At 68.8% G+C, this 14,151-nt stretch carries 13 protein-coding genes; 7 read left to right on the top strand and 6 right to left on the bottom strand.

Annotated features, from left to right (window positions below; genetic code table 11):
- Positions 1-343: 343 nt before the first annotated feature.
- Genes D451_RS0110580 through xdhC form a run of 3 tightly spaced genes read left to right on the top strand, consistent with a single transcriptional unit; the run spans position 344 to position 5,002 of the window.
- Positions 344-1,807 carry a xanthine dehydrogenase small subunit gene (locus D451_RS0110580; protein ID WP_017534378.1) on the top strand — a complete coding sequence of 488 codons (1,464 nt, stop codon included), beginning with the start codon at positions 344-346 and terminating at the stop codon, positions 1,805-1,807.
- Positions 1,804-4,191 (top strand): xanthine dehydrogenase molybdopterin binding subunit, encoded by a 2,388-nt coding sequence (gene xdhB / locus D451_RS0110575; RefSeq protein WP_017534377.1) that lies wholly within the window; start codon positions 1,804-1,806, stop codon positions 4,189-4,191. The genes D451_RS0110580 and xdhB overlap by 4 nt, the downstream gene beginning before the upstream one ends.
- A 1-nt stretch (position 4,192) precedes the next feature.
- A complete protein-coding gene (gene xdhC, locus D451_RS0110570) occupies positions 4,193-5,002 on the top strand; it encodes a xanthine dehydrogenase accessory protein XdhC (RefSeq protein ID WP_017534376.1) in 810 nt (269 codons plus the stop codon).
- 510 nt (positions 5,003-5,512) lie between these two features.
- Here the strand turns inward: xdhC and D451_RS26400 are convergent.
- From D451_RS26400 to D451_RS0110545, 5 genes are all read right to left on the bottom strand, one after another.
- Positions 5,513-6,559 (bottom strand): helix-turn-helix domain-containing protein, encoded by a 1,047-nt coding sequence (locus tag D451_RS26400; protein WP_017534375.1) that lies wholly within the window; start codon positions 6,557-6,559, stop codon positions 5,513-5,515.
- Positions 6,556-6,723: a BldC family transcriptional regulator gene (locus D451_RS0110560; protein WP_014908989.1), complete on the bottom strand. Its 168-nt coding sequence runs from the start codon at positions 6,721-6,723 to the stop codon at positions 6,556-6,558. The genes D451_RS26400 and D451_RS0110560 overlap by 4 nt, the downstream gene beginning before the upstream one ends.
- Before the next feature lie 126 nt (positions 6,724-6,849).
- The gene (locus D451_RS0110555) at positions 6,850-7,353 is read right to left on the bottom strand and encodes a helix-turn-helix domain-containing protein (protein ID WP_017534374.1); all 504 of its coding nucleotides are present in this window, start codon (positions 7,351-7,353) and stop codon (positions 6,850-6,852) included.
- Positions 7,354-7,493: 140 nt separating this feature from the next.
- A complete protein-coding gene (locus D451_RS0110550; RefSeq protein ID WP_026124972.1) occupies positions 7,494-8,327 on the bottom strand; it encodes an SAM-dependent methyltransferase in 834 nt (277 codons plus the stop codon).
- Entirely contained in the window at positions 8,317-8,568 is a 252-nt protein-coding gene (locus tag D451_RS0110545; RefSeq protein WP_017534372.1) for a hypothetical protein, read from the bottom strand. The genes D451_RS0110550 and D451_RS0110545 overlap by 11 nt, the downstream gene beginning before the upstream one ends.
- A 1,011-nt stretch (positions 8,569-9,579) precedes the next feature.
- On the opposite strand from D451_RS0110545, the gene D451_RS0110535 reads away from it, so the two are divergent.
- From D451_RS0110535 to D451_RS0110520, 4 genes are all read left to right on the top strand, one after another.
- Complete coding sequence (locus D451_RS0110535) at positions 9,580-10,422, top strand: helix-turn-helix domain-containing protein (RefSeq protein WP_241463312.1); 843 nt, start codon at positions 9,580-9,582, stop codon at positions 10,420-10,422.
- On the top strand, positions 10,334-10,594 hold the full coding sequence (locus D451_RS27300) for a DUF397 domain-containing protein (protein ID WP_394296796.1): 261 nt from the start codon (positions 10,334-10,336) through the stop codon (positions 10,592-10,594). Before D451_RS0110535 ends, D451_RS27300 begins: the two co-directional genes overlap by 89 nt.
- Before the next feature lie 209 nt (positions 10,595-10,803).
- The gene (locus D451_RS0110525) at positions 10,804-11,013 is read left to right on the top strand and encodes a DUF397 domain-containing protein (RefSeq protein WP_017534368.1); all 210 of its coding nucleotides are present in this window, start codon (positions 10,804-10,806) and stop codon (positions 11,011-11,013) included.
- Positions 11,006-11,191: a DUF397 domain-containing protein gene (locus D451_RS0110520; protein WP_017534367.1), complete on the top strand. Its 186-nt coding sequence runs from the start codon at positions 11,006-11,008 to the stop codon at positions 11,189-11,191. Before D451_RS0110525 ends, D451_RS0110520 begins: the two co-directional genes overlap by 8 nt.
- Before the next feature lie 1,322 nt (positions 11,192-12,513).
- On the opposite strand, the gene D451_RS0110515 is transcribed toward D451_RS0110520, so the two are convergent.
- Positions 12,514-13,293: a hypothetical protein gene (locus D451_RS0110515; protein WP_017534366.1), complete on the bottom strand. Its 780-nt coding sequence runs from the start codon at positions 13,291-13,293 to the stop codon at positions 12,514-12,516.
- Positions 13,294-14,151 lie beyond the last annotated feature (858 nt).

Genomic DNA, 14,151 nt, shown 5'->3' with positions numbered 1-14,151 from the left:
CGGGGCCCTTGACCGATGAGACGTGAACCACTACTTTGCGGGGAACGTCGACCCATGGCCATCGAAAGGAGGCGACCCGCCGATGCACACCGGTCAGGATCTCGGTCGCCTCGCCCAGCGCACGGTCTGGGTTCCGGGTCGAATCGCGCACGGCTGCTGAACGCGCCGTCCTGAGGTGTCCCCTCATGGGCACCCGTCTGTTCTCTTCCTTCTTCGCGGCGCCCCGCCGCCGTGTGCCCTTCCGCGCCCGTCCCCCTCCTGTGGCGCGCCCGAACACAGAAAGCCACGTGACCATGGCGAACACGACATATCGACCGAGCGCTCACCGAAACGACGGCCCGTCATGGTAGCGGCGAGGATCACGGTCAACGGGGAGAAGACACCGCTCTCCCCGGCCCCCGCGCACACGACGGTGTTGGACCTGCTCCGCGAACGCGGTCTCACCGGGACCAAGGAGGGCTGCGCCGAGGGCGAGTGCGGGGCCTGTTCGGTCCTGGTCGCCCGCCCCGGCGTGGACCGGCCCACCGACTGGGTGGCGGTCAACGCCTGCCTGATCCCGGCCGCCGCCCTCGACGGACAGGAGATCGTCACCTCCGAGGGTCTGGCCACCCCGGGTGAGCCGGGAAGGCCGCCCCGGCTGCATCCGGTCCAGGAGGAGATGGCGGTCCGCGGCGGCTCCCAGTGCGGCTACTGCACGCCTGGCTTCGTATGCAGCATGGCCGCCGAGTACTACCGGCCCGGCCGTTGCGCGCACGCGGACACCTCCACCTCGGACGATGCCGAGCACGGTCCGAACGGGTTCGACCTGCACGCGTTGAGCGGGAACCTGTGCCGTTGCACCGGCTATCGTCCGATCCGCGACGCGGCGTTCGCCGTGGGAGAGCCCGCCGACGAGGACCCTCTGGCGCGCCGCCGTGAAGAGGAGCCTCCCGCTCCGGTCGCCACCGAGTACGTCCGGGAGGGCCGGGAGTTCCTGCGTAAGGAGACCCTGGCCGAGACGGTACGGGTTCTGCGCGAGCTACCCGAGACGGTGGTGGTCGCGGGCAGCACCGACTGGGGTGTGGAGGTGAACATCCGCTCCCGCAGGGCGGACCGCGTGATCGCGATCGACCGGCTGCCCGAGCTGCGGGAACTGCGCGTGGAGTCCGACCACATCGAGATCGGGGCGGCGCTGACGCTCACCGAGGTCGAACGCCGGCTCGACGGCGCCGTCCCGCTGCTGGCGGAACTGTTCCCGCTCTTCGCCTCCCGGCTCATCCGTAACAGCGCGACCCTCGGCGGGAACCTGGGCACCGGCTCCCCCATCGGCGACGCTCCGCCCACGCTTCTCGCGCTGGAGGCGTCGGTGCTGCTCACCGACGCCGACGGTGAACGCGAGGTGCCCTTGTCCGACTACTTCACCGGCTACCGGCGGAGCGTGCGCCGTCCCGACGAGCTGATCCGCGCGGTGCGCGTCCCTCTTCCGCTGTCGCCGGTCGTGGCCTTCCACAAGATCGCCAAGCGCCGCTTCGACGACATCTCCAGCGTGGCGGTCGCCTTCGCCCTCGACATCGAGGACGGGATCGTCCGCAAGGCGCGGATCGGCTTGGGCGGTGTGGCCGCCACGCCGATCCGGGCCCTGGCCGCCGAGGCCGCTCTGGAGGGCGGGTCCTGGTCGGTGGAGAACGTCGAGGCCGCGGCCCGGGTGCTCCAGGGCGAGGGCACCCCGATGAGCGACCACCGCGCCGGCGCCGAGTACCGCTCGGCGATGCTCGGCCAGAGCCTGCTGAAGCTGTACGCGCAGACCACCGAGGCGGTGTCGTCATGAGTCACCTGTCAGAACGTCCCGAGAACCCCGTCGTCGGTCTCTCGGTGCCCCATGAAAGCGCGACCCTGCACGTCACCGGCGCCGCGCTCTACACCGACGACCTGGTCCACCGGACCAAGGACGTGCTGCACGCGCACCCGGTCCAGGTCATGACCGCCCACGGCCGGATCACCGCTCTGCGCACCGACGCGGCACTGGCCGTGCCCGGCGTGGTCCGGGTGCTGACCGGCGCCGACGTGCCCGGGATCAACGACGCCGGGATGAAGCACGACGAGCCGCTGTTCCCCGACGAGGTCATGTTCCACGGCCACGCGGTGGCCTGGGTGCTCGGCGAGACGCTGGAGGCGGCCCGGCTCGGCGCGGAGGCCGTCGAGGTGGAGGTCGAGGAGCTGCCCTCCCTGGTGACGGTGCGGGAGGCGATCGAGGCCGACAGCTTCCACGGCGCCCGCCCCGTCCTCCTGAGCGGCGACGTGGATTCCGGGCTCGCCGACTCCGCCCACGTGTTCTCCGGCGAGTTCTCCTTCTCCGACCAAGAGCACTTCTACCTGGAGACGCACGCGGCGCTGGCGCAGGTCGACGAGGCCGGGCAGGTGTTCGTGCAGAGCAGCACCCAGCACCCCTCGGAGACCCAGGAGATCGTCGCGCACGTGCTCGGGCTGCACAGCCACGAGGTGACCGTGCAGTGTCTGCGCATGGGCGGCGGCTTCGGCGGTAAGGAGATGCAGCCGCACGGGTTCGCGGCGATCGCCGCGCTCGGCGCCGTGCTGACCGGCCGTCCGGTGCGGCTGCGTCTCGACCGGACCCAGGACCTGACCATGTCCGGCAAGCGGCACGGGTTCCACGCCGAGTGGCGGATCGGTTTCGACGACGACGGCCGGATCCGGGCCCTGGACGCCACCCTGACGGCGGACGGCGGTTGGAGTCTGGACCTGTCCGAACCGGTGTTGGCCCGCGCGCTGTGCCACATCGACAACACCTACTGGATCCCCAACGCGCGCGTGGCCGGACGGATCGCCAGGACCAACAAGGTCTCCAACACGGCCTTCCGCGGTTTCGGCGGCCCTCAGGGCATGCTGGTGATCGAGGACATCATGGGCCGCTGCGCCCCGCTGCTCGGGCTGGACCCGATGGAGCTGCGGGAGCGCAACTTCTACCGGAAGGGACAGTCGACCCCCTACGGGCAGCCGGTCGTGCGGCCCGACCGGATCACCGCGGTCTGGGAGCGGGTCAAGGACGACGCGGACCTCGACGGACGTCGGCGTGAGATCGCCGCCTTCAACGCCGCCCACCCGCACACCAAGAGGGCGATCGCGGTCACCGGCCTGAAGTTCGGGATCTCGTTCAACCTCACCGCCTTCAACCAGGGCGGCGCGCTGGTGTTGATCTACAAGGACGGTTCGGTCCTGATCAACCACGGCGGCACCGAGATGGGGCAGGGCCTGCACACCAAGATGTTGCAGGTCGCCGCGACCTCGCTGGGGGTGCCCCTGGAGAAGGTGCGGCTGGCGCCCACGCGGACCGACAAGGTGCCCAACACCTCCGCCACCGCCGCCAGCTCCGGCACGGACCTCAACGGCGCGGCGGTGAAGAACGCCTGTGAACAGCTCGTCGAACGGCTGTCCCAGGTGGCCGCCACCCGTCTGGGAGTGAACCCGTCGGACGTGCGCATCGTCGACGGCGTCGCCCGGGCCCTGGGCGTCGACGAGGAGCTGGCCTGGGACGATCTGGTCTACACCGCCTACTTCCAGCGGGTGCAGTTGTCGGCGGCCGGTTTCTATCGGACCGAGGGGCTGCACTGGGACGCGAAGACGTTCAAGGGCTCACCCTTCAAGTACTTCGCCCACGGCGCCGCCGCGACCGAGGTCGAGGTGGACGGTTTCACCGGCGCCTACAGGGTCCGACGGGTCGACATCGTCCACGATGTGGGCGACAGCCTCTCCCCGATGATCGACATCGGGCAGGTCGAGGGCGGCTTCGTGCAGGGCGCGGGCTGGCTGACCTTGGAGGACATGCGTTGGGACACCGGTGACGGACCGAACCGGGGCCGGCTGCTGACCCAGGCGGCGAGCACCTACAAGCTGCCGAGCTTCTCGGAGATGCCCGAGGAGTTCAACGTGAAGCTCTTGGAGGACGCCACCGAGGAGGGCGCGGTCTACGGCTCCAAGGCCGTGGGCGAGCCCCCGCTGATGTTGGCGTTCTCGGTGCGGGAGGCGTTGCGGCAGGCCGCGGCCGAGTTCGGGCCGGGCGGGGTCGGCGTCGAGCTGGCGTCGCCCGCGACACCCGAGGCGGTGTACTGGGCGATCCAGGCGGCCCGTCGTGGCCATGACCTCCTCGCCGACGAGGGCCGTGTCCGCGACGACGTGGAAGCGCTGAGCGGTGCCTGACATGACGTGGATCGCCGCGGTCGCGGGGTTGCGGGAACGCCGGGAGTTCGGCGTGCTCGCGACCGTCGCGACCGTGCGCGGCCACGCCCCGCGCGACGCCGGGGCCAAGCTCGTCGTGGGACGGACCGAGACGTGGGGGTCGATCGGCGGCGGCAACGTCGAGGCGGTCGTGATCGACCGGGCCCGGGAGATGATCGCCGTCTCCGGTACGGAACCGGAGCTGATCGACTTCGCCCTGAACGACAAGGTCACCGGCCCGCACGGGGTGCAGTGCTGCGGCGGCACGGTCTCGGTGCTGCTCGAACCGTTGCCGACGGTACGGGCGGTGGCGATCTTCGGCGTCGGTCACGTCGGCCTGGAGCTGGCGCGCGTCCTGGCCCGACAGGATCTCGACCTGCACCTGGTCGACAGCCGCTCCGAGATGCTGACCGAGGAGCGGCTCTCCGTGCTGGCGGACGCGGTGGCGCGGGTCCGCGCGCACCACACGCCGCTGCTCCCGGAGGAGGTCCTGGAGGGTCTGCCGCCCGGGGCCCACGTCCTGATCATGACCCACGATCACGCCGAGGACGCCGCGCTGTGCGACGCCGCCCTGCGCACGACCCATCTCGGTTCCATCGGGCTGATCGGCTCGTCGGCCAAGTGGGCGCGGTTCCGCCGACGCCTCGCCTCCGAGGGCGGTCATGACGAGGAGGTCATCGATCGGATCAAGACCCCGATCGGGCTGCCCGACGTCACCGGCAAGGATCCGGCGACGATCGCCGTAAGCGTGGCCGCCGACCTGCTGCGGACCTTCGAGGCCGAGACGGACTGAGCCGGATCGAGGAGGGCCCCGCCGTACAGCCACGTGCGCGGCGACCCACCGTGGAGGTCGCTCTCGGGCCGCCGCTTCGAGGGTCTCGATGGTCAGGGGCCGCACCCGAGGGGCGATGCCCTTCGGGTGCGGCCCTCGCGGAGGGCCCCTATCGAAGCCGCCGGGTCTCCAGTCCCGCGGCTCCGACATCCAGCCGGCCCTCACGTTCTACGCCGCTCCGTCCTACCTCGTGCGGAGCGGAAGGTCTTCGATCCACACCACCCCGGGCCGCCTTCCTGGCCCCTGGGCGGTCGTGTTCTCGGGTCTGGCGGTCGGGCCGGTATGTGAGCGGCCCGACCGCCAGGCCCCGGGGCGGCTGCGACCTCTCTGCCGTTCGGGTGAACGTCGCCGTGCAAGAACGACGCTCCCGAGGGTCGGCTGAGCGGTCGAAGCCCGCCACCATCCGGCCGGGGTGTCGAATCGACCTCTGACCCAAGAGCGACACCCCGCCGGAGCCTGCGCTCCGAGGTTCTACTCGGACCCGACCTCGGTCCCGGGCCCTGTGGAGAAAGGCGGGGTCGGGGGTGGCCGAGGTTCGGAGACCGCCAGAAGGTCCCCGGCCGGTATCCCCGGGTCCTCCCCCGCCCCTACTCCTGCGGAGGTCTCCACACTGTTCGCGTGTGCCTCCGTTCTTCCCTCGGAAGCCGCTGTATTGGTCCGGTCCTGGAGTCGTCGGGCGTGGTGTTCGATCAGCTCCAGTGACCGACGGGCGTCCAGGGCGTGCTCCTCGACCAGCCGGTCGAAGGCCTCGGCGTAGGCGCGTGTGTCCTCTTCCTTCTTGGAGGCGACCACCCGTCCTCGGTGTTCGGTGTGCAGCACCGGAGGTAGCCCGTCGTCGAAGTCGAAGAGTGTGAACCCGCCCAACGTCCCTGAGTGCAGGCCCGCTTCTTCCGGGATGATGTGCAGTTGTACCGAGGCGGAGCGTTCCACCAGGTGGTGCAGCTGGCGCACCATCACCTCCGGAGCTTCGGGCCCCCCGACGATCCTGCGTAGGACGGCTTCGTCCAGGACGTAGACCTGTTCCGGTACCGGGTTGCGGGTGAGCATGACGCCCTGGCGGCCCATCAACACATCCACCAACCGATCCACATCCTCAGCCGGGTCGGTCATCGAGCAGAGTGCGTGCGCGTAGTCCCTGGTCCTCAACAAGCCCGGAACCAGCGCGGGTGCGCATTGGCGGATCCGTGCCGCGCCCATCTCCAGCCCCACGTAGTGGCGCTCCTCGGTGGTCAGGGCGTGGCGGTTCGGGTGCCACCAGGGTTTGTCGCGGGCCTTGCGGCCGATCTCCTGTAATTTCCTCCCCTGTGCGGTTCCGAGCAGTCGGTACAGGTCCAGCAGGGCGTCCAGGTCGGCTTTGGGTAGTACCTGGGTGCCGCCTTCGTAGCGCATCAGTTTGGCGTGCGACCACTCCAACGAGCGGGCCACCTTCTCCTGCGTCAGACCGTTTCCACGGCGGAGTGCGATCAGCCGGTGGATCAGCAACGCCTGGTGGACGACGGGGCCGCGGTCGTCGATCATCGTCCGGGCTCGGTGAGCAGGCGTTGGACGTCGGCCTTGAAGTAGCGGCGGTGGCCGCCCAGGGTGCGGACCCAGCGCAATCTGCCTTCCTGGGCCCACAAGCGAACGGTCTTGGGGTCCACCCGGAAGGCCTGGGCGACCTCTTGGGGGGTGAGCAGGTCCATGGGGTCGACATCCGGCTGCGTCATGTTCTTCTCTCAGGGGGTCGTTGTCGGAAATCAGGGGAGAAGTGGTCGTTCGCCGCACCACGGCCCAGAAGCACCGGGCCGTGGTGCGGCGAGCGACAAGGGTCAGCGTTCTCGTAGTCGTGTCCGGGCGGTGTGGAGCGCGGCCAGCACTTGGACCAGGCGTCCTTCGGCGTCGTCCAACAGCGCGTTCCTGCGGGCGGGGCTGTTGCCGGCCCATTGGGCGCGGGTGAGGTAGCGGGCGGCGTCCTCGGCGGCGCTCGCCCCGGCCAGCAGGGTGGGACCGTAGGCCGGGCGGGCGGCCTGGTCCCACACGGGGCGGGTGCCTTCGACCTGCCGACGCCGGGTCTGAAGCGGCAACTGGGCCTGGTCCCACAGTAGGTAGGCCTGTTCCCGTCCTTCCTGGTCGGCCTCGTAGGCGTCCAGTAAGCGGATCATGAGCTCGTGGGAGGGGCGGATGCGTCCGGTCTCGATCCGGGAGACCGTCGACTGATCCACCCCCGACAACCGGTAGCCGCTCAACCCGGCCGTCTTGCGCAACCGCTTCAAGTGGACGCCGAGGGCTTTCTTGGACTCGGTGCAGAGGGAGTCCGCGTCATGTTCGTTCACTCGAAGACTCCAGATCGGAGAAGGGAAGCGGGTGATCGGGCCCGGCGGGCGGGCCCCGGAAGGGCGCTCATGGGAGCGCCCCTCCGAGACACCGGCCCGGTGTTCCGCACCTTGCGGCACGGGGCTTTTCCACAGCCGCATCAGCAGGGCCGACTGGTTCCGGTAAGGGTGGTCAGGGCGGCGATCGGCGGCTCTCCCCTGCCTGGGTCGTTCGGCGGCGAGACGTGCCACCGCCAACCCGATTCCTCGAAGACCTTCCGCAGCCCGTCCGACTCGCGTGCCACCAAGCGGGTATCCGAGCCCTGCTCCTGGGCTTGGCCGGTGTAGACGTCGGCGGCGCCGACCATCCCGGACAGATGGGTGATCCCCCAGCCGCTTCCCGGAGCCAGCCTCGCGGCGAGTGCCTCGACCAGGCCGGCCAGTTCTTCGTCTTGGAGGTGGTCGAGGGTCAGGGTGGAGAGCACCCCCACCGGCACCGACAGATCCAGATGCTCACCCAGAGCCGAAGCCAGGCTCTCCGGGTAGCGCAGATCCAGGTCGAGGACGTGCACGTTGCCTCCCCGGACCCGGGCCGGATGCTCCCACCAGGCGCGGGCGGCGGCCAGGGCGGCCAGATCATGGTCGACATAGACCGTCCTCGCCCGCGACCCCCACAGCACCCGGCCGCGCTCATGCGGGGCCCGGCGCATCGCCGGCAACCCACAACCCAGATCGATCACCTGGGGAAAGGAGTGGCAGACCGCGTCCACCACACACTCGCGCGCCTTGCGGTGCACCAACATCTGACCCGCCAAGGCGGGTGAGGCCTCGGCCATGCGCACGGCGACATGGCGGTCCTGGCTCCAGGAATCCTTGCCGTAGTCCAGGTAGTCGAACGTCCGGGCCGCGTTGGTCAACGCCCATTCCTCACGATCCAACAAAGTGCCGCTGCGGGCCGCGCCCCAGGCCGGAGGCTTCCGCGTTTCAGCGCGCATCACGCCTCCTCTGGGTGCGCTCGGCCGGAGGACCGGGCGGCATCCCGTAGTGGGCGCGCAGCCGGGACTCCAGCATTTCGGGGGTGGGTTCGATCTGGCTGCGCCACGGGGCGCGAGGGTGATGGTGGGTGGCCAGCCAGAACCGTCCGGTCCAGGCGATCTTGTGCGTACGCCCCCAGCGGGCGGTGAGCTCGGCCAACACCTGCGCGGGAGGGGCCCAGGTGTCGCCGTACTCATCCATATGAACGCCCTCGTGCGTGCGAGCCCGGACGCAGCGGCGGGTGCGACCTGAAGAGGTCAGATGGGCTTCTAAGCAGGACCTGTTCACGAGACGACCCCCTCGGTTTCACAGAGCCGGTCGAGCAACGCGACCGCCGCCGCAAGGTCACCGGAGGAAAGCGCCACCGACAACGCGGCCCGCGCCTGACACATCCGCGCCCGAAGAAGCGCGGGGTCGTGCTCACCCGGATGTGCGACAGGAGTGGCAGCCGGGGTGGAGAAGAGGGAGGAGCCGGCGGCCCCAGAACGAGAACGCGAACAGAGAGGCACCGAAGCGCCAAGCGAATCGGATGTGCCGGTCGGCCAGGGCGATCCGGAAGTGACGGCGGACCTGCCGGCCGTGGCGGGAGCGGGGAGTCGGAGGGCGTCGCTCAGAGCGGACAGGAACGCCTCGGTCTGGATATCCATCATCGTCACGCCACCTCCAGGAGGGGTACCGGGGCACCGATACCACCGGGCCTCGGACGGGGGATCGGGTGAGGAGTGCGCTCCTCTTCACGCCTTTGCGAAGACCCGATGTCGATCAGGACAGCGAGACCGAGCCGCGAGCGATCGATGGCCGCGTTACGTGCTCGGCGTCGTCGAGCCCGATACAGGTCATCGAGAACGTAGGGACGGACCGCATCGACCGAACGGTCCTCAGGCCCATGCACAGGCCTGACCAGGCTCGGGAGAGCAGGAAGAGACGGGCGTCGGTACGGCGCCGGAGTCGCGTAGCGGCGGGAGCGGGAAGACCGGCGCCGAACCAGAAGGTTGCCGAGAACTTCCTTCATCAGCGCTACTACCGCATTAGCGTGGATCACGTCGGTTACATACACGTACTGAACTCCTCACTGTGTGTTCCTAGGCACAGCCAGGAAATCATGAAAGTAACAAGTTCTCAAGGAGTTGATGAAAGTAACGTCGTTTGATGTAGGTCTGTCCGGACTAGACTCGCGGCATGGATCGCCGTACGCACTCCCCTACCGTCCGCTTGCGCAGACTCGGGCGTCTTCTACGTCGCGCACGTGAGGAATCCAACCGCTCTCAAACCGAGGCGGCGAAGCTTGTTGGCTGGTCCCTGCCGAAACTTGGCAGGCTCGAGGCAGCCGAGACCAGGCGCATCAAGCCGGACGACCTAGCAGCACTCGCAGAGCTCTACAGCGTTGGCGCTGACACCCTCGCCATGTGGCAGGAACTCGCAGCACAAGCGAAGGAGCGTGGGTGGTGGGCGAAGTACAGGAAGAGCGGCATCTTCACGGATGATCTGCCGGATTTCGAGTCCGAGGCCAGCGCGATCCGCACATACGAGCCTCAGGTGATCCCTGGACTTCTCCAAACACCGGAATATGCCGAACAGATCCTCCGAGAGGGGCAAGCTCAAGACGACGGCGCCATCGCAGCTCGTGTGGATGCACGGATACGTCGACAGGACATCCTTCATCGCCACCAGCCACCGGAGTACTGGGCCATCATCGACGAGTCCGCCCTACGCAGGGGCATGGCCGGGTTCCCTGAGGTGATGGTTGACCAAATCAAGCATCTGTTGCGGATGGCAACGAGATCCGGGGTAACCATTCAGGTGCTTCCCTACACAGCTGGGGCGCATGCAGCAAGCAGCGGTTCCATCGTCATCATGGACTACGCCGAGGCAGTGGACCCCTCGATTGTTTACGTGGAGTCCTACGCCGCTAGCCTGATGATGGAGGAGCCCGCCGAGATCAACCGCGTGAGCAGCGTTTTCTCTCATGTGTCTGCGTCGGCTCTCTCTGGCGCTGAGTCCGCTGAGTTCCTCCGCGCCATCCTCACAGAAGCAGAAAGTGGGTCCGATGTCTGACCTGGAATTTCGCAAGAGCAGCTACAGCGGCACAGGAAACAACTGTGTCGAGGTCGCCGACACCCCTGGGGCCTCCGCCGTGCGCGACAGTCAGACCCCCGAAGCCGGCCACCTCTTCTTCCCAAGCTCAGAGTGGGCAGCGTTCGTTACGACCTCTCGTAGTGGTCGCTAGCCATCTAGAAATCATGTGGCCCCCTGGTCGTCGACCAGGGGGCCACATGTGCCTAGAAACACTGGTGCGAAGCACCAGTGGCGAGTCTACCTTGCGAAGGACTATCCGCTATTGCCTTTCCCTAGCAGACACACGACCGTTCTCCATCGCTCCTGAACCTGCGGGTTACCCTGAGGCTCCCCCAGCACCCGACTCAGGAGCGATGGACGATGCCACTCCCCCAAGCCGAAACCCTCACCTTCCGCAAGTCCAGCTACAGCGGTGCCCGTGACCAGAACTGCGTTGAGGTCGCCGACGTCCCCGGCGCCTCGGCCATCCGCGACTCCCAGAACCCCGGCTCAGGACACCTCACCTTCAGCAGCAGCGAATGGACCGCCCTCCTCACCACCACCCGCCGCACGGAGGCCCACCATGCCTGAGACCCCCCGCACCCTGAACTTCCGCAAGTCCAGCTACAGCGCGAACGAGTCCGCATGCGTCGAGGTCGCCGATACCCCCGGTACCTCCACCATCCGCGACACCAAACGCAGGTCGGACGGCCACCTCCCCTTCCCCACCAACGAATGGGCGGCCTTCCTCACCACCCTCACCCGATAACCCCCAAGACCAACCAGGCCCCGGAAGCACCAGCTCCCGGGGCCTCGCCACTCCCAAAAACAACCCCACATGCATGGGGAGCAGAGGGTCCGTGTCTTCGACACCCTCGCCAGGGAGGGTCCATCCCCACATGCGTGGGGCTCAGGAGCAGTTCGGTGTCGGTAAGTACGGTAAGCGCAGTCCATCCCCACGTGCGTGGGGCTCAGTGGCGGCACGACCCGGGCCGAACCGCGAAGTACGGTCCATCCCCACGTGCGTGGGGCTCAGGGGTTGAAGCGGATCGCGTAGGTGTTGCGAGCCGGTCCATCCCCGCGTGCGCGGGGAGCAGCGCTTGGCCATCTTGTGTGCCTGTCGATACTCGGGTCCATCCCCGCGTGCGCGGGGAGCAGTGCGCGTTCTCGTGGACGTGGGAGAGTGCCCCGGGTCCATCCCCGCATACGCGGGGCTTAGACCACCGCTCCCTGAGACACCACCGAGATCGGCAGTCCATCCCCACGTGCGTGGGGTTCAGGGCCGCTCTCGCCAAGGCGTTCGAGCTCGCGGCGGTCCATCCCCACGTGCGTGGGGCTCAGGGGACCCGAGGTTATCGCGGCGTCCGCGTCGGTAGGTCCATCCCCACGTGCGTGGGGCTCAGCCCGTCGCCTACGGGTGGCCACTCCAATGGCTCGGTCCATCCCCGCGTGCGCAGGGAGCAGCTCTGCATTATCGAATTTGTAGGCCCTTGCCGGGGTCCATCCCCACGTGCGTGGGGAGCAGACCCGCAACCTCACCGGAAACCTCGGCGCCCTGGGTCCATCCCCACGTGCGCGGGGAGCAGGCCGGTGAGGTGCTGGATACGGTCCGGGATGCGGGGTCATCCCCGCGTGCGCGGGGAGCAGCCACGCATTTTCCGGGGATGACCTCGCTCATCGGGGTCATCCCCGCGTGCGCGGGGAGCAGCCACGCATTTTCCGGGGATGACCTCGCTCATCGGGGTCATCCCCGCGTGCGCGGGGAGCAGCCTCCCGGCGCCACCGATGCCGGATGGTCGATGGGGTCATCCCCGCGTGCGCGGGGAGCAGCCACGCATTTTCCGGGGATGACCTCGCTCATCGGGGTCATCCCCGCGTGCGCGGGGAGCAGCCTCCCGGCGCCACCGATGCCGGATGGTCGATGGGGTCATCCCCGCGTGCGCGGGGAGCAGTCTTCCTGACCTGCAACGCTATCCCGAGCAACCCACCATTTCTGCACGTTGTCGAGAAACAGACAAAACCGGCACCCCTCAAGCACCCATCCCAACACCACTCCCCCACCACCCTGGACACCCTCGCAGGGAACAGTCTCTACAACTTCAGATGCGCGTGCCAGGCCTTCGCCGCGTCCAGCATCGCTTCCAACCACCGCTCGTCAGGACGGAGCCGGGCGTAGTGGCGATGCATACGCACCTGCGCGAGCGCGAACGTCACCAACGCCCCTCGGTCCAATCGCCCCCACAGCGCGGAGGTGGCCAATAGCTTCTCCACCTCGGCCGGATCCTGTTCGGCGGAGACCAGCTGCACCGCCAACGTCGAGGGCATCACCACCGGAGCCGCCCGGGTGGGCCAGGCCCAGTCCACGACCCACACCCGGTCGTCGGTGTCCACCACGATGTTGCGCGGGTGCAGGTCCGCGTGGGTCAGATGGTTCCCACGCAGGACGGACCACTCGTCCTCGGCCAGGGCCCGGTCCCACCGGTACTCCACCCACGGCTCCGCGACCCGCGGAAGGGGGAGCGCGGCGATGCGATCCATCGCCTCGACCACCCGGGGCAGATCCGGTGACCCCGCGCTGTAGTCGGTCGGCCGGGCGTCGATGACCTCGAACCCCAGAGCGAACCACCCCTGGCCCCGGGCCTGCCACAGCAGCTCAGGAGCCAGACCCCCCAGGTGGGGGTTGATCAGCCCTTCACGTTCGGCCTCCTCCAGCCGGCCGCCCGGCCGGTCCGGGGTGGCCTTGACGAACACGCGGCCGTACTCACCGGTGACCACCGCCGTGGTGCTGGCGCTGTACCCCTGCGTGACCGGTTCCACCTGGATGATGGGCCCGGTGCGCGGGGTGATGAGTTCTCTCAGCCTCTGATCCACGCTGGGTCTTCCTAGCTACGGGGAGGGCATTCGGACAGACCACATCGACACCTACGTGACGGGCCCATCCCCGCATGCGCAGGGAGCAGTACGGGATCTGGTCTGTTCTCTGCATCATCGGGGGTCCATCCCCGCGTACGTGGGGAGCAGGGGGCGGCGGGCGGCAGGAGCAAGTGGCGGGAGGGTCCATCCCCACGCGCGTGGGGCTCAGGCCCAGGTCGGGCAGGGGCCAGCGATGCACGTCGGTCCATCCCCGCGTGCGCGGGGAGCAGGCCATCACCCAGGCCGGCCCCCGCGCCCAGCGAGGTCCATCCCCGCGTGCGCGGGGAGCAGTACACCAACAACGCCCAGGGCAAGGGCGCCACGGGTCCATCCCCACGTGCGCGGGGAGCAGTACACCAACAACGCCCAGGGCAAGGGCGCCACGGGTCCATCCCCGCGTGCGCGGGGAGCAGACTCGGCCTGTTCGCGGGGGCCGCCATGGCCGGGGGTCCATCCCCACGTGCGTGGGGTGCAGAGTACCGGCCAAACTGGACATGACCGCTCACTCGGCCCATCCCCACGTGCGTGGGGCTAAGTAGCGAGCGGCGTCGAGTGAGTGGTCGGCGACCGGTCCATCCCCACATGCGTGGGGTTCACCGCGCGGATCTGGATCGCGCCTACGGGGCGCACGGTCCATCCCCACGTGCGTGGGGTTCAGGGCCTGAGCGATGAAAGATCCAATCGTCGTGGCGGTCCATCCCCACGTGCGTGGGGCTCAGTGCAGTTCGAGGAACTCGCTGCTGCCGTTGGTCGGTCCATCCCCACGTGCGCGGGGAGCAGGCCTGGGGAGTCAGGGCCGCCCGATCTTCGCCGGTT

It is taken from the genome of Nocardiopsis alba DSM 43377 (genome assembly GCF_000341225.1).
In the GTDB taxonomy this organism is placed as follows: domain Bacteria; phylum Actinomycetota; class Actinomycetes; order Streptosporangiales; family Streptosporangiaceae; genus Nocardiopsis; species Nocardiopsis alba.
The sequence above is the reverse complement of the archived record's forward strand: the minus strand, read 5'-3'. Positions and strand labels throughout refer to the sequence as shown.